General features: G+C 49.2%; 16 protein-coding genes. 10 read left to right on the top strand and 6 right to left on the bottom strand.

Annotated features, from left to right (window positions below; all coding sequences use genetic code 11):
• Window positions 1-264, top strand: a complete 264-nt coding sequence (locus tag DEALDRAFT_RS15130; protein ID WP_008519104.1) for a DUF2619 domain-containing protein — start codon at window positions 1-3, stop codon at window positions 262-264.
• On the opposite strand, the gene DEALDRAFT_RS15125 is transcribed toward DEALDRAFT_RS15130, so the two are convergent.
• Window positions 261-1,352 carry a hypothetical protein gene (locus tag DEALDRAFT_RS15125; RefSeq protein ID WP_008519102.1) on the bottom strand — a complete coding sequence of 364 codons (1,092 nt, stop codon included), beginning with the start codon at window positions 1,350-1,352 and terminating at the stop codon, window positions 261-263. The two genes, DEALDRAFT_RS15130 and DEALDRAFT_RS15125, sit on opposite strands and share 4 nt — an antisense overlap.
• Before the next feature lie 117 nt (window positions 1,353-1,469).
• On the opposite strand from DEALDRAFT_RS15125, the gene DEALDRAFT_RS15120 reads away from it, so the two are divergent.
• Window positions 1,470-1,886: a hypothetical protein gene (locus DEALDRAFT_RS15120; RefSeq protein WP_008519100.1), complete on the top strand. Its 417-nt coding sequence runs from the start codon at window positions 1,470-1,472 to the stop codon at window positions 1,884-1,886.
• 173 nt (window positions 1,887-2,059) lie between these two features.
• Here DEALDRAFT_RS15120 and DEALDRAFT_RS15115 read toward each other — a convergent pair whose 3' ends face one another.
• Both DEALDRAFT_RS15115 and DEALDRAFT_RS15110 read right to left on the bottom strand, forming a co-directional pair.
• Window positions 2,060-2,449 carry a type II toxin-antitoxin system VapC family toxin gene (locus DEALDRAFT_RS15115; protein WP_008519098.1) on the bottom strand — a complete coding sequence of 130 codons (390 nt, stop codon included), beginning with the start codon at window positions 2,447-2,449 and terminating at the stop codon, window positions 2,060-2,062.
• Window positions 2,446-2,682, bottom strand: coding sequence for a type II toxin-antitoxin system Phd/YefM family antitoxin (locus tag DEALDRAFT_RS15110; protein WP_008519096.1), 237 nt, complete (start codon window positions 2,680-2,682; stop codon window positions 2,446-2,448). Before DEALDRAFT_RS15110 ends, DEALDRAFT_RS15115 begins: the two co-directional genes overlap by 4 nt.
• Window positions 2,683-2,842: 160 nt before the next feature.
• Here DEALDRAFT_RS15110 and DEALDRAFT_RS15105 point away from each other — a divergent pair, with 160 nt between their 5' ends.
• Window positions 2,843-3,673: a CPBP family intramembrane glutamic endopeptidase gene (locus DEALDRAFT_RS15105; RefSeq protein WP_008519094.1), complete on the top strand. Its 831-nt coding sequence runs from the start codon at window positions 2,843-2,845 to the stop codon at window positions 3,671-3,673.
• A gap of 116 nt (window positions 3,674-3,789) precedes the next feature.
• Here the strand turns inward: DEALDRAFT_RS15105 and DEALDRAFT_RS16625 are convergent, their stop codons facing one another.
• Window positions 3,790-3,933 (bottom strand): DUF2933 domain-containing protein, encoded by a 144-nt coding sequence (locus tag DEALDRAFT_RS16625; protein ID WP_008519093.1) that lies wholly within the window; start codon window positions 3,931-3,933, stop codon window positions 3,790-3,792.
• A gap of 161 nt (window positions 3,934-4,094) precedes the next feature.
• On the opposite strand from DEALDRAFT_RS16625, the gene DEALDRAFT_RS15100 reads away from it, so the two are divergent.
• Both DEALDRAFT_RS15100 and rbr read left to right on the top strand, forming a co-directional pair.
• Window positions 4,095-7,163, top strand: a complete 3,069-nt coding sequence (locus tag DEALDRAFT_RS15100) for a DNA polymerase III subunit alpha (protein ID WP_008519091.1) — start codon at window positions 4,095-4,097, stop codon at window positions 7,161-7,163.
• Window positions 7,164-7,274: 111 nt separating this feature from the next.
• Window positions 7,275-7,814, top strand: coding sequence for a rubrerythrin (rbr, locus tag DEALDRAFT_RS15095; protein ID WP_040379305.1), 540 nt, complete (start codon window positions 7,275-7,277; stop codon window positions 7,812-7,814).
• Window positions 7,815-7,878: 64 nt separating this feature from the next.
• Here rbr and DEALDRAFT_RS16310 read toward each other — a convergent pair whose 3' ends face one another.
• Both DEALDRAFT_RS16310 and DEALDRAFT_RS17075 read right to left on the bottom strand, forming a co-directional pair.
• Window positions 7,879-8,388, bottom strand: coding sequence for a BON domain-containing protein (locus tag DEALDRAFT_RS16310; RefSeq protein ID WP_008519087.1), 510 nt, complete (start codon window positions 8,386-8,388; stop codon window positions 7,879-7,881).
• Window positions 8,385-8,543 (bottom strand): hypothetical protein, encoded by a 159-nt coding sequence (locus tag DEALDRAFT_RS17075; RefSeq protein WP_008519086.1) that lies wholly within the window; start codon window positions 8,541-8,543, stop codon window positions 8,385-8,387. The genes DEALDRAFT_RS16310 and DEALDRAFT_RS17075 overlap by 4 nt, the downstream gene beginning before the upstream one ends.
• 131 nt (window positions 8,544-8,674) lie before the next feature.
• Here DEALDRAFT_RS17075 and DEALDRAFT_RS15090 point away from each other — a divergent pair, with 131 nt between their 5' ends.
• The 5 genes from DEALDRAFT_RS15090 (at window position 8,675) to DEALDRAFT_RS15070 (ending at window position 13,855) form a co-directional block, all read left to right on the top strand.
• Complete coding sequence (locus DEALDRAFT_RS15090; RefSeq protein ID WP_040379304.1) at window positions 8,675-9,463, top strand: nitroreductase family protein; 789 nt, start codon at window positions 8,675-8,677, stop codon at window positions 9,461-9,463.
• Window positions 9,464-9,554: 91 nt separating this feature from the next.
• On the top strand, window positions 9,555-12,287 hold the full coding sequence (locus DEALDRAFT_RS15085) for a heavy metal translocating P-type ATPase (protein ID WP_008519082.1): 2,733 nt from the start codon (window positions 9,555-9,557) through the stop codon (window positions 12,285-12,287).
• 106 nt (window positions 12,288-12,393) lie between these two features.
• Window positions 12,394-13,047: a LolA family protein gene (locus DEALDRAFT_RS15080; protein WP_008519079.1), complete on the top strand. Its 654-nt coding sequence runs from the start codon at window positions 12,394-12,396 to the stop codon at window positions 13,045-13,047.
• Window positions 13,044-13,469 (top strand): ACT domain-containing protein, encoded by a 426-nt coding sequence (locus DEALDRAFT_RS16305; RefSeq protein WP_008519078.1) that lies wholly within the window; start codon window positions 13,044-13,046, stop codon window positions 13,467-13,469. The genes DEALDRAFT_RS15080 and DEALDRAFT_RS16305 overlap by 4 nt, the downstream gene beginning before the upstream one ends.
• Window positions 13,470-13,552: 83 nt before the next feature.
• Window positions 13,553-13,855 carry a YerC/YecD family TrpR-related protein gene (locus DEALDRAFT_RS15070; protein WP_008519076.1) on the top strand — a complete coding sequence of 101 codons (303 nt, stop codon included), beginning with the start codon at window positions 13,553-13,555 and terminating at the stop codon, window positions 13,853-13,855.
• The last annotated feature ends 136 nt before the right edge of the window (window positions 13,856-13,991 follow it).

Genomic DNA, 13,991 nt, shown 5'->3' with positions numbered 1-13,991 from the left:
GTGGATCGTTATGTTTTTGCCATGGGTTTTGCCAGAATCTTATATGCTGTTTTGAATTTAGGTGCCGCCATAATAATCTGGAGGCTTAACGAAGCTGCAGATGCCATGAAAGTAAATGCTGTTTTTGGCGGTTTTATGGGCCCGGCGGTTTTTATTACTGTAACGTTTTTGGGCGTGGCCGGCTTGTCCAGAAGAATTGAGCCTGCCAATCTGGGGCTCATCCTGATAGGAACAGTACTAATCCTCTGGGGAACCCGTGGTTAAGAAAACACTTTACTGATAATTTCATCCTTAACATTTTGAAAGCGTAAAGAGTCTGCCATCAGATGATGGTGGGCTTCTTTTTTTATTTGGGCTTCATAACCCTTCCTGAAGCACTTAATTCCCTGGGACAACAATAGTTCAAACCTGTTTTCGTAATCATTAATTATCTCCGCTTTCCATTCATCGGCTGCAGTGGCGCTGCTGTCCAGGTTCAGGTACTCTTTATATAAAATTCCCGAAGAATTTGTATTAAAGGGAAGATGTTGTCCTTTTTTTACTATTGCCAGCCCTTTTTCAGGAACCAGCAGGGCATCTATTTTATCCGGATTTAAGGCGCAGCGGTATATTTCCAGCCCCAGGCCTTTGTGCCTGAGCACCTGGTATACAGTATCCAAAATACCACTTTTCCCTAAGCCCAGGCTGCCGGTAAGAAGATATAGTTCAGAGCAGGCTGAGATTATGCTTTCATAGTAATTGAGAATTCCCCTGGGAGTAATGGCGCTGGCCAGCAGATTCCTTTGCAGTCCTTCTTTTCTGCATGGCTCATCATCCATGATTCTGCCCAACAACTCCAGAACCACCTGATTTATTTTAACTGTATCAACAATTGCTTTTTTGTACAGGGTAAGATGCTTCAGAGCCAATTGGGCTTCAGCCAGGTAATAGTAACCGGCAGTATAAGCTTCTTTAGCTTCATCATCATTCCTGGATTTGTTATATTTCAGGGAGAGTATTTTTTTCTTTCTCATTTTGGCCACGCCGATTTCTTCGGTTAGAAAGTTAAATTGGGAGGTATCCAACAGATGCGGGGCAGAACCGTCAACAACGGTAACTTTCAGCGCTGGAATAGTTAAAGCATCTATTGAGCCGGGCTGCAGGGAGCAGAAAAAATACTCCAAATCATATCCTTCTTTAAACATGAATTCCCCTACTTCCGCAAGCAGCGCCGATATATCGCTTTTGCACGTTCCCCGTAAAATAAACAGCTTTTTATTGTGGTGCCCGGGGATATGGTTATAAACCGAATGAAAGCCGCAAGCTGTATTGCTGTCAGCAAAAAACTTTCTTACAAGAGGCTTTCCCTTCACCTTATAACCTCCTTTTTCTTCTATCAAATACTATTCTGGGGAGGTTTATTTATGCGAAAGTAGCGCTTTGCCAAATATTTGCATAGTATGCAATAGCCTTGTCAGGGAGGGAAAAGAATGTTTTTAGGCGTGGAACTTATTGCAAAGCGTTCCTTTCCAATTGCAGCGGACAGCTTTTTTAGGAGCATGCTCATTTTAAGTAATTGCTTGCTGGCTGAGAGTAAAGTCATGAGTATCTTCCCGGCAGAGAAAACAGTTAATATTAACGAAAGTATTGCAGGTCCGGGAAAAAGTGTGAAGATCATGAACCTAAAATACGCTGCCAGTGACAGCGTACATCTTCTGATTATTAATAATGTTTTCTTTGACCAAAGCGAACTGAGAAATTCTCTTAACCTGCGTCTATATAATCAGGATAAACAAAGTATGGACTTTCCCCTTAAACGGGTAGAGTGGTTGGGCAGAGGGTGCTTCTCTGTGAACATTTCCATCCCGGTAAAAGAGTTCTATGAACTCACAAATGCCAAGGTCTGACCCGATATGGCATAATATGTGCCGAAAAGATAATATGGCAATTACTGGTGTTTTTATGAGAATAATTGTAGATGAAACCGTATAGAGGTGAGAACTTAGGTCGGAGCGGAAGCTTCGGCCTTTTACTGGATGTGTTCAAGAAAAAAAACATGCAGCTCGTTTAGGCGCATGTTTTACCAAATTAATGTGACATCGTATTCTTTAAACAGGCTATCTGCAGTAATAATCGGCAGATTCTCAAGTTGTGCCTGAGCTATTAGCAGTCTGTCAAATGGGTCGCGGTGATGTAGGGGCAAATTAGCCGTATGGCAGGCATGGTTCATCTGAACAGGGAGTGGTGTAATAGCATTAAAGGCCAATTGCTCAGTTATAAAAGAAAGGATATTGTGATGAGGGATCTGTATCTTTTCCAGTCCCGCTTTTATGGCTATTTCCCAACCGCTTGCTACACTAAGAAAAAGTTCTGTGTTGCGGTCACTGATAATGTTACGAGCGTGCGGAGATAATTCATTGTCATCCGTTATCCACCACAGAAAAGCATGTGTATCCAGAAGGGCCTTCATTTCTCAAAACTCTCCATTACCTGTTCCGGTAAAGGATTATTAAAATCTGGCTCTACTTTTACTTTGCCTTTGGCAGAGCCGGGAACACGTTTACCTGAGCATTGTGTAGCAGGAATTAACTTAGCCACCGGCTGTCCATTTTTGGCTATGACGATTTCCTGTCCTTCCTGTACTTGTAATAAAAGCTTTGACAAGTTTGTCTTTGCTTCATGGATATTTACCTGGATAGGCATTATAATCACCCCTGAATTTATTATAAACTAACCTGTTAGTCCAGTCAATTAAGGTGCATATAACTTTGCTGAAGTAAGGCTGGATATTTTGTTAAACTATGTAAATAACAGTTGATTTGTTATACAATGTTAGTTATAGATTTAGTAGAGGAGGACTGGTATGCGTTATTTGAAGGTTGTTGGATTTATTGCTTTTTTTATGATTTTGTATTTTGTGGCTACAATGATAAGTTCTGCAGTTATTGGTTTTTCTTTTGCTTTTCTGGAGGCAGCAGAGGGTGGGTATCCCAGCTTTGAAGAGTTTGATTCCTTTATTAGTCAAAACATGATTTACATGATTACACTGGGCTCTATCATCGCTTTAGGTTTGTACCGGCTGTATTTTCTAGTTAGAAAAGTGAATATAGCTGAGTACTGGGGGATGAGGAAAGCTTCAGGTGAAAACCTGAGGATGGCTGTTGTTACCGGGCTGGCCATTTATGGTGTTTTATTTGGTATCGTAAATTTTCTGGATATTGAGAGGTTTTTCCCTGACTACGTGGAATTGATGGCTCAGATTATGGCGGAGCAAAGTCTGGTAGTTTTGTTGTTGGGAATAGGGATTATAGTACCGATATTTGAAGAGATACTGTTCCGGGGGATTATTTTTACCCGCTTGAGAGAAGATTTTCCCCTGCAGATGGCTTTGGTGCTACAAGCGGTATTGTTTGCCCTTTTCCATGGCAATCTGTTTCAGATTAGTTATGCACTGCCGGCAGGAATACTGCTGGGCTACATTTATTTATGGACCGGTTCTATATGGGTTCCCATTGTTATTCATATGGCCTGGAACTCTGCTTCGGTAATAGTTTCATCTTTTCTGGAAGAATTCCCCATGATGCTGAGTGTGGTGGTGTCAGTTGTTTCATTACTGTTGCTGGTATTTGCTGTAAAGTATTTTTACAATAACAGGATTATTGCTGAAAAAGAGAATGTCGAATTAACCGTATAGAGCTGAGGACTTAGGCCGGACGGAAGCTTCGGAATTTTACAGAATCAGTGCTATAGCTGGCGGACATTTGTCTGACACCCAGTTAAAGAGAAAAACCCGGGAATCCGGGCTTTTTACTAATGGCAGCTTTTTTTATCTTCGGTAGGTACTTCCGCTGTTTGCTGATTTTTATTTCCGTGATTATGTCCCATTGTTTTCATCATTACCAGGTGCATCAGCGGGCACAACAACAAAATCAGGTATGGTAAATATCTTTCCATTACTCAACCTCCTACGTAATGTAGTAGCTAGCTTTATTATATCCTGTTGCTCTTTCATGGGCAAGCATTTTTGTAAATCTCCACAACTTTGTTGCAAAATATTTCCCCACCCGTTATAATATGAGTGCGAACATGTGTTTGGTTTATAGGGGGCGGGATAAATGACTTTTGTTCATTTGCGTGTTAAAAGTGAATACAGTTTTTTGCGCGGCGCCTGCCGGTTGGAGGATTTGGTGGCCCGGGCGCGGGAGTTGGGGATGCCGGCGATTGCTCTTGTTGATTACGGGGTGCTTCATGGCGCGGTTCGTTTTACCAACCTGGCCAGGCAGTACGGCATCAAACCGATTTTGGGGGCCGAGTTTAGTCTCCCTTGCGGACTGCCGCTGGTGCTTTTGGTCCGGGACAGGACCGGGTGGCAAAACCTTGTGCGGCTGGTAAACCGCGTGCAGCTTGCAAGGCCCCGCAGTGATACGCTGGATATGGGCTGGATAGCAGAAGATGCCGCCGGGCTTACCGCAGTGCTGCCTGCAGGTGGTGGGGAAACAGTACGGTCCAGACAGAGTTACATACAGGCGCTGGAACAACTGCAGCCCGTTTTCGGTTGCGAAGTATATCTGGGTCTGGAGGACGGGGGCCTGCCGGGAACCAAACGGCAAAATGAGCTGGTGGCGAAGGTGGCGGAGGGGAAAAACGTGCCGCTTGTTGCCACTCATAATGTGCATTATGTGCTGCCGGGAGATGATGAGGTATACCGCATGGTAAACTGTATCCGCACAGGGCGGCCGCTGGCCGGCGCCGGCCGGAGTTTTTTACCCGGCGCTGCGTATTATCTGCCGGCACCGGCAGAGATGCACCGGCGCTTTGCTGCTTTTAGCGGAGCCTGTGAAAACACTCTGGATTTAGCTAAGCGCTGTACTTTTATCCTTGAGCAGGAGGGGATGCAGCTGCCGGCTTTTTTGCAGCAGGACTGTAAAGAGCCGGCGGAAGCAGTTTTGCGGCGCCTGTGTTTGGAAGGGATGCAAAGGCGGGGATTAGAGAATGCGGAGGCGTACCGGCGTTTGGAGCGGGAACTGGCGGTGATTATTCCCAAAGGATTGTCGGCCTACTTTCTCATTGTCCATGATCTGGTTTCTTACGCCCGCAAGCAAAATATTTCAGTAGGCCCGGGGCGCGGTTCCGCCGGGGGCAGCCTGGTGGCATACCTGCTGGGTATTATTCAGGTGGATCCCCTGGCACACGGCCTGTATTTCGAGAGGTTTTTAAGCGAGGATCGGAGCGGCTTCCCCGATATTGACCTGGACGTCTGCCAAAGAAGGCGGGAGGAGCTGTTGGGGTACCTGCGGGACCGGTATGGCCAAGGTTATGTGGCGCAGGTCAGTGCCTTCAGCACCCTGGGGGCCCGGGCTGCGGTGCGGGAGGTGGGGAAGGTTCTGGATATGACCGGGGAAAAGATTTCCACGGTGGCGGAAGCCCTGCCGTATTATGCGGGCCGCGGCGGTATTGAAGCGGCGGTGGGTCAGTACCCGGAATTTATGTCGGCCAAGCTGCGGGATGAGGACTCCGGTACGGTGCTGGCGGGAGCGCGCAGACTGGAGGGGCTGTGCCGCCATCTTTCCACCCATGCCAGCGGGGTAATTATCGGGGATGGTAATCTGCAGGAGGCGTTGCCCCTTTGCCGCGGCCCGGCAGGTGAAGTGCTGACGCAGTGGGACAAAGATGACGTGGAGGAGATGGGATTTTTAAAAATCGATGTGCTGGGATCCCGTAACCTGACCATTGCCCATGATGCATTGTCCTGGGTGCGCAAGCGTCACGGCACTACGCTGGTAGCGGAGGAGATTCCCCTGGATGATGAGGATACATATGCCATGCTGCGGCGGGGCGAGAGTCTGGGGTGTTTCCAGCTGGAGAGCGTGGGGATGCGCCGGGTGCTCCGTCGTCTGGCACCACAGAGGCTGGAGGATTTGATTCATCTTTTGTCCCTCTACAGGCCCGGACCGTGGGAGAGCGGTTTGGTGGAATCCTTTATTGCCCGCCGGCACGGCCGGGAGGATATGTCCGGGGTCCATCCGCTGCTGACGGGCATTTTGGCGGAAACCTACGGGGTTGTGCTCTACCAGGAACAGGTGATGCAGGTGGCCTGTGAGTTGGGCGGGTATACCCCGGGGGAGGCGGATGGCCTGCGCCGGGAGATGTCCCGGCGATTGCCGTCGCTGCAGGAGTTTCATCAGCCTAAATTTGTGGCCGGGGCTGTTAAGCGGGGTTTAAGCAGGGCAGAGGCGGAAGATGTGTTTACTCATCTGTGTCGTTTTGCCGGCTACAGCTTCAACAAAGCACACTCTGCTGCGTACGCTCTGGTGTCGTACTGGACTGCATACCTGAAAAAACATTACCCGGTGGAATTTTATGCAGCACTGCTTTCCAGCGGCAGCGGCTACTATGCAACGGCGGTTTATGTACGGGAAGCGGCTATCCGCGGTGTACCGGTGCTGCCGCCTCATGTGAACCACAGCGGGTTATCCTTTGTGCCGGAAAAAGAAGCAATACGGTCTGCGCTGCCTGTGGTGCGGGATTTGGGAGCCAGGGCGGCAGAGGCGCTTTTAGAGGCGCAAAAGAAGGGACCGTTTATGTCCCTACATGATTTCTGCTGCCGGGTGGGCCGCAGTGCACTGCGGCGCAGTGCACTGGTGAACCTGATTAAAGCCGGAGCTTTTGCCGGTTTGGGCCGGAACCGGCGTCAGGCACTGGCCTCTTTGGACCATGTGCTAAAGTGGACAGACCGGCAGCCCGGCCAGTTAAGCCTCCTGGATTTAATGCCGGAAGAAAGTGCAGTACCTGCTCTGCCTGACTTTTCCTGGCCGGAGGTGGTAGCTGCGGAGCTGGAAACATTGGGAATGGCTCTGTCTGACCATCCGCTTGCCTGCTATAAAAAGCAATTGCAAAGCGTATCGCGGGAACCGCTTTGTAATCTGTGCAACTTACCCGTCGGTACTAAAGTGACGGTGGCTGGTACTGTCATGGGCCGGACCAGGCGGCGCCTAAAGCAGGGCGGAGTGATGTTAACCCTGTTTATCTCTGATGAAAGCGGTTTTGCCGAAGCCGTTTTTTATCCGGCTGACTACCGGCGTCTGCTTTACCGGTTGGACGCGGCAGCGTTTGTTATTACCGGAAAAACCACCGCTGACGGTGATGCGGTGATGGTTCAGGATATAAGGCCTCTTTCTGTGTAGGGTGAAATTGTGAGAAAGATTACAAAAGGCTTAAACACTGCAGAAAGGGAAGGATATTCAGCCTTACCTGCCAAATATAGCGTACATACAGGAAATGAAAGGGGCGTTACCATGAGTTTAAAAGGAACAAAAACAGAAAAAAACCTGCAGTCCGCTTTTGCCGGTGAATCGCAGGCCAGAAACAAGTATACTTACTTTGCCGATGTGGCGCGAAAAGAAGGCTATGAGCAAATCGCCCAGGTGTTTGAAGAGACTGCCAATCACGAAAAAGCTCACGCCCGTCGGGCGGCAAAATATCTGGAGCTAATCGGCAAAACCGAGGAAAATCTGGAGGCGGCCGCCGGCGGAGAGAATTATGAGTGGACGGATATGTATAAACAATTTGAAGCGGAAGCGCGGGAAGAAGGGATGGACGAAATTGCCGACTTTTTTGTAGCTGTGGCCAAAGCGGAAGAAGCCCATGAGAACCGCTTCCGATCCCTTTTAAATGATCTTAAGGAAGGGAAAGTTTTCCAGAAGGATGACGAAGTCCCCTGGAAGTGCATTAACTGCGGTTATACCCAGGTAAGTGAGGGGGCCCCACGGGTCTGTCCGGCTTGCCAGGTGGGTCAGCGCTTTTTTGAAAAAAGCGAAGCATACTTTGCCAAGTAGTAAAAAAGGAGCCCAGCCTGGGCTCCTTTTGTTAGATTAATAAAATTAAACCTGACCCCCGGGTTTACCAGAGGGGGATGTTGTCGATGCGGTCACCGGGGTGGGTGATGCGGATTTGGTTATTGACGGTGCGCACGCCGCGGGCTTTGGATGCAGCGCTGGCGGCGGCGTTTCTGGCGGCCTGGGAGTCTGTTTCCCCAAAGAGTGAAACCACGCCTTTCTCCACGGTAAAGTGGATTTTTTCATCGTTAATTGCCGGGTCTGCGCCCAGTTCCTGGTTCACTTCCGTATAGACACTGTCATCATCAATGGCGCCGTCGGTGGAGACGGTAAGGTTATTTTCCACACCTGTAACGCCGGGGAAGTCATTGGCAAACTCCACAGCTCGGTCCATGTCTTTTTTCACATCCACAATTCCCTGCAAATTGACTTTGCCGCCGTCCTGGGCCCGGACGTTAATGTCGTAACCACCGAATTCCTTTGTGTTGTGAAAGGCTTCATAGAGTTCCTGTTCCAGGTTTTCTTTATTTACCTTATCATTTGTTTTCGGAGCCTGTTTTCCGCTGTTTTTCATTTTTTGTTCCCCCTGTTACCCGTTACTTTCCCTTTATTTGTAGGGCCTTGTTCCGGATCGATAAATTCCACTGTGCCGCGGATACGGTTCAAATTTTCTTTGCGTGTAAAGTCTTGGGCAGGCGCCTGTTTCTTTTCTTCATTTTGTTTTTTCATCTTAAAAACCTCCAGCTATTTGGCTTGTTTTTTGTTAGTATTCCCGGCTGGAGGATGTTATCAACTGATATTTATTAGTAAAAAATTAAATCTTTAGAAATGATAAATTTAAAGGGCTAACCAAGGAGGAAATGATGCTACCTGTTAAGAGATGGCACCAAGCCATTGAAAGTCGTTATTCCACCCGTAATTATAACGGCAGGCCGGTGGAGCCGGAAAAACTGGCGCTGCTGCAAAAGATGTGTGAAGAATTCAGGCCTGCAGACAGTGTGCGGGCAGTACTGGTGGAAGACAGCGGCAGCGGTGTGTTTAAAGGAGCCATTGGCAGCTACGGAAAAATAAAAGGAAATCCCGCCTACCTGGCGTTTGTGGGGAAAGTAAATGAGCCCGATGTTCAGGAAATGATCGGCTATCTGGGTGAAGGGTTAATTCTGGAGGCCACCGCACTGGGGCTAGACACCTGTTGGGTGGGTGGGATGTTTAAGCAGGAAGCTGCCGCAAAAGCTGTCAACCTGGCGGCCGGTGAGCAGGTATATGCCCTGACCCCGGTTGGTTATGGCCTGGAGAATGATACCTTCGAAGAAAAAGTAATGCGCGGTTTTAAAACAGAGCGTAAACGTAAACCTTTGGGAAGTTTGGTATCGGGAATGCCGGAAAGCCATTGGCCCCGCTGGGTCAGGGCGGGGCTGGAAGCGGCCCGGCCGGCTCCTTCCGCCATTAACCGTCAGCCGTGGCGCTTTGAGGTACAGGAAAAGCAGGTTGTCCTGTCCACCGACGGGAAGCAAGACCGATTCGTAGCCCGGCGCCTGGATTGCGGCATTGCCATGCTGCATTTTGAACTGGGGGCCCTAAGCCGGGATGTTTCTCTGAACCGCGTTTTATTGCCGCCCCCTCAGGTTGCCCGCTTTACTTTGAAATAAATATGACTTGACAGCAGAGAACAGCATGCTATAATAGGAATATGCCTACCCCCTAGGGGGGGGATAAATATATAGTTAAGTAGGTGAAGTCATGAGTAAAGCTACGTTAAAAATCGCAGGTATGACGTGCACCGCCTGTGCACGGTCTGTGGAAAAAGCTCTGCAAAGCACCGACGGAGTTACGGAGGCTTCGGTAAACTTCCCGGCGGAGAAGGCTTATGTAACATATAATGAAGGCACAACCGGGGTGGATGCGCTAATCAGAGCCGTGGAAGTCGCCGGTTACGAAGCCAAAGTGCTGGAAACAGAAGGGGAAAAACCTGCCGGGCGTGAGGCTAAGGCCACGTTAAAGATTTCAGATATGACCTGTACCTCTTGTGCCCGCTCTGCGGAGAAAGCTTTGCAAGACCTTGACGGAGTCAGTGAAGTTTCGGTGAACTTTCCTGCTGAAAAGGCTTATGTGACCTTTGATGCACAGACTTTGACCACAGAGGATTTGGTAAACGCGGTAAAAGAAGCGGGATATGGGGCCGAAGTGCTGGAATCCGACACTAAGCAGGACGGGTTGGTTACCGAGATTTATCATGTCTCCGGTATGACCTGTACTACCTGTGCTCAATCGGTGGAAAAAATTCTGGCCGATGTGGACGGGGTGGCAGAAGCAAATGTAAACTTTGCCGCCGGTAAACTGACGCTAAAATACAGCCCGTTGGAAACGAATCTGGATGAATTGCGGGAACTGGTGGATGCCGCCGGTTATACCATGGAGCGGGCCGATGAAAGCCCGGCCGGTGCAGTGGAAGAAGACGAGGAAAAAGAAGTGAAGGAAGCACGCCGGCGCATGATTATGGCCGGGGTTCCCTCAATGATAATTAATGTCATCATGGTATACAACATGTTTGCCATGGCAATTGACACAAATGTCTACACCGCCATTGTGGCTGTTTTGGCAATTCCATCCATCTTCATCGCCGGTGCTAAAACGCATAAAGCCAGTATCAATGCCGTTCGACACCTTAGTCCCAATATGGACGTGTTGGTTTCCCTGGGTTCGGTACCACCGTTTTTAATTGGTTTGACCGCTTTCTTTTTCCCTATGACAACTTTTATTGAGATGGGTGCCAACATTATGTTCTTCCATCTCATTGGCCGTTACCTGGAGGCCAGGGCAAAGGGGCAAGCGTCCCAGGCCATTAAAAAGCTGTTACAAATGGGAGCAAAAACTGCCCGTGTGATGAGAAACGGTGATGAAGTGGAAATTCCGGTGGATGCGCTGCAGCCCGGAGATGTGATGATTATTCGCCCCGGTGAGAAAATTCCCACCGACGGCGTGGTGGTCAAAGGACACAGTGCCATTGATGAATCCATGGCCACCGGTGAATCGCTGCCCGTTGAGAAAAAAGAAGGCAGTGAAGTAATTGGTGCCACCATTAATAAACAAGGCCTTTTGCATGTGGAAGCCACCAAGGTGGGTAAGGACACTTTCCTTTCCCAGGTTATTAAGATGGTGGAAGAGGCTCAGGGCTCAAAAGTGCCCATCCAGGAATTTGCCGACCGGGTAACGGGCTACTTTGTACCCCTAATTATCCTGCTGTCCATCACCACATTTATAGTCTGGGGCCTGTTTGGCGACCAACTTCGCCCCATGCTGGAAACAATGCAAGCATTTCTGCCTTGGGTGAATCCCCAGCTAAACCGTTTTGCTTTGGCTTACCTGGCCTCGGCGGCGGTGCTGGTAATTTCCTGTCCCTGTGCGCTGGGGCTGGCCACTCCCACTGCGCTGATGGTGGGAAGCGGCATTGGTGCTGAAAAAGGTGTCCTTATTCGCCGCGGTGAAGCCATTCAAACTATGAAAGATGTTAAAGTAATTGCCTTTGACAAGACCGGTACCCTCACCAAAGGAAAGCCGGCAGTTACTGATGTGGGCGTCACAGGCGATCTGACAGAAGAACAATTATTAAGCTATGCCGCCAGTGTGGAGTCCGCATCTGAGCATCCATTGGCCCATGCGGTGGTGGAGGCCATTAAGGAAAAAGGCGTGGAAGTCCGGGAGGAAGTCCAGGACTTTACTTCCCACACCGGTAAAGGTGTGAGCGGCACCGTTGAAGGACACCGCGTTTTGGTGGGCAGTCGTCGTCTGATGGAGGACCATCAAATCAACGCTGGTGAACTGGCAGCACGGATGGAAGAGTTGGAAGAGCAGGGTAAGACGGTGGTAATCGTGGCGGTGGGTGACAAACCTGCCGGAATTATCGCCATCGCCGATACCATTAAAGACGAGGCCCATGCTGCGGTGGCGGAGCTAAAAACTTTGGGCCTGGAAGTGGCCATGATTACAGGTGATAATAAGCGGACCGCCACCGCCATCGGCAAACAGCTGGGCATTGACCATGTCATTGCCGAAGTTCTGCCCGACGGTAAAGTGGCGGAAGTAAAACGCTTGCAAGAACAGCACGGCACGGTGGCCATGGTGGGCGACGGCATTAATGATGCTCCGGCGCTAAAGCAGGCTAATGTGGGCATCGCCATCGGCACCGGTACCGACATTGCCATCGAAGCGGCGGACTTGACCTTAATCCGCGGCGACCTGGCCGGCTTAATCACCGCCATCAAGCTATCCCGCGGCACATTCCGCAAGATTAAGCAAAATTACTTCTGGGCCTGGGTCTATAACGCGCTGGCCATCCCCATGGCCGCCGCCGGCATGCTCCATCCCATGATTGGTATGGCCGCCATGAGCATGAGTTCTGTTAATGTGGTCTGGAACTCAATTCGGCTGCGTGGGTATGATATGGATGCCGAGTATGTAAAGGCAGGCAAATAAAAGTTATGCAGGATGCACCATCTTATGATGGTGCATCTTTTTTTTGCTTCTGCCATGTTTTTCTATTTGAAATGTGATACTATTTTAGAAGACGGGAGGTCGTGATATGAAAATTAAGTTACCGGTTCTCACTGTTATATTGGCACTTATCTTCCTGGCTGCCGGTTGCAGTCAGCCTCCGGAGGAGGGGACCCTGGATTATGTTCTGGAGAATGTACGCAATAATTCTATTGATACGTTTACCGGTGTCATGGAAATATCAAGTGAAATGGACGGCAAGACCATGGAAACGATAACTTATATTTGGTATGCCGGTGGACGTTCCCGGACGGAATCTGTGGATGAAGAGCAGCACAAACAAATAACTATTTTTGACGGCACCGATTCATGGATTATTAGTGATTATGATTTAAGTTATGTAACGGTTATACGTGAGCCGTCCGGATTTGATATGTTTGACTTCACAAACTTTGGAGAACCATATGAGCTCAGTTATAGGGGAACAGAAACGGTTGAGGGGCGCCGGGCCCATGGTGTGGAAGGTGTATTAGAAAAAGATGGTTTTAAAGAGGAAGTCACCTGGTGGGTTGATGCAGAGACCTGGCTTCCGTTTATTTCCGAGAACAGGACAGATTTATACACCGGCAAGCTGATATTTCGCGATATCCGCATCAATAAGGAAGTGGATGAAAGCCTCCTGGAGTATACCCCACCTGAGGATGTCTATGTTCATGAGATATTTCCGGAGGACAGGCAATGATTGAAACGTTACTTGCCAAAACCCAGCTGAAACTTTACCCGGAACCTGTGGTGGTGGTGGGACTGGATCCTGAAACCCGCCGGCAGGTTGTTGAATTGGCCCACAGGGACGGAATGATATCACTGGTTTTTCTTCCCCATGAGGTGACCATGATTGTTACAGAAGCGCTGTGGCAGGAAGCCGGCAGTTTGTTTCCCGCTGCAAAGGCGGAGAGCGGATTTTGCCTGCTCACCCTGGACATTACCCTGCCCTGGAACGTGGTGGGCTATCTGGCCCGGGTGACGGAAATTCTGGCTGAAGCAGAAATCAGCGTGGGTGTTATCTCCAGTCATGCTTCGGATCATTTGTTAATCAGGGAAGCAGAATTGCCTAAAGCAATTGAATGGCTGGCAAATTTAGGTGTTACGTTTAAGTCGGACTAAAATGGGAAATGAATACCAAACAGGAAGGATTTATCCTCCCTTTCTCGAATAATATGAGGAAGCAACCTGCCGGAGGTGGATTTGTGGTTAACCCAAAAATTAAAGATAACGAGATGGACCAGCTGTGCCGGGCCATCTTGCTTTTAGAGTCAGAAGAAGAGTGTTATCAGTTTTTTGAAGATGTTTGTACCATCAGTGAAATTAAGGCCATGAGCCAGCGCCTTCAGGTTGCCCGGATGCTGCAGGAGGGAAAGACCTACCAGCAGATAGAAAGTGAAACCGGGGCCAGTACCGCCACCATCAGCCGCGTTAAGCGCTATCTTAACTATGGGGCCGGTGGCTATCAGACGGTACTTTCACGCCTGGAGGAGCAGGAAAAGAAATAAACTTACTGAGGAAAGCAGCTAACACTGCTTTCTTCTGCTTACAGCCAAGGGGAGGATATGAATGACAGATATTGTAACCGGATTGAATGAGAGACAGCGGCACGCGGTGGAGTGCACCGAAGGGCCGCTTTAATCC

The sequence above is a fragment of the Dethiobacter alkaliphilus AHT 1 genome, from assembly GCF_000174415.1.
In the GTDB taxonomy this organism is placed as follows: domain Bacteria; phylum Bacillota; class Dethiobacteria; order Dethiobacterales; family Dethiobacteraceae; genus Dethiobacter; species Dethiobacter alkaliphilus.
This window is presented reverse-complemented; position numbering and strand designations above follow the sequence as displayed.

Excerpts from the sequence above, each read along its gene's own strand:
- DEALDRAFT_RS15120 (WP_008519100.1), top strand. The coding sequence starts at position 1,470 with ATGTTTTTAGGCGTGGAACTTATTGCAAAGCGTTCCTTTCCAATTGCA.
- DEALDRAFT_RS15115 (WP_008519098.1), bottom strand. The coding sequence starts at position 2,449 with ATGAAGGCCCTTCTGGATACACATGCTTTTCTGTGGTGGATAACGGAT.
- DEALDRAFT_RS15110 (WP_008519096.1), bottom strand. The coding sequence starts at position 2,682 with ATGCCTATCCAGGTAAATATCCATGAAGCAAAGACAAACTTGTCAAAG.
- DEALDRAFT_RS15105 (WP_008519094.1), top strand. The coding sequence starts at position 2,843 with ATGCGTTATTTGAAGGTTGTTGGATTTATTGCTTTTTTTATGATTTTG.
- DEALDRAFT_RS16625 (WP_008519093.1), bottom strand. The coding sequence starts at position 3,933 with ATGGAAAGATATTTACCATACCTGATTTTGTTGTTGTGCCCGCTGATG.
- DEALDRAFT_RS15100 (WP_008519091.1), top strand. The coding sequence starts at position 4,095 with ATGACTTTTGTTCATTTGCGTGTTAAAAGTGAATACAGTTTTTTGCGC.
- rbr (WP_040379305.1), top strand. The coding sequence starts at position 7,275 with ATGAGTTTAAAAGGAACAAAAACAGAAAAAAACCTGCAGTCCGCTTTT.
- DEALDRAFT_RS16310 (WP_008519087.1), bottom strand. The coding sequence starts at position 8,388 with ATGAAAAACAGCGGAAAACAGGCTCCGAAAACAAATGATAAGGTAAAT.
- DEALDRAFT_RS17075 (WP_008519086.1), bottom strand. The coding sequence starts at position 8,543 with ATGAAAAAACAAAATGAAGAAAAGAAACAGGCGCCTGCCCAAGACTTT.
- DEALDRAFT_RS15090 (WP_040379304.1), top strand. The coding sequence starts at position 8,675 with ATGATGCTACCTGTTAAGAGATGGCACCAAGCCATTGAAAGTCGTTAT.
- DEALDRAFT_RS15085 (WP_008519082.1), top strand. The coding sequence starts at position 9,555 with ATGAGTAAAGCTACGTTAAAAATCGCAGGTATGACGTGCACCGCCTGT.
- DEALDRAFT_RS15080 (WP_008519079.1), top strand. The coding sequence starts at position 12,394 with ATGAAAATTAAGTTACCGGTTCTCACTGTTATATTGGCACTTATCTTC.
- DEALDRAFT_RS16305 (WP_008519078.1), top strand. The coding sequence starts at position 13,044 with ATGATTGAAACGTTACTTGCCAAAACCCAGCTGAAACTTTACCCGGAA.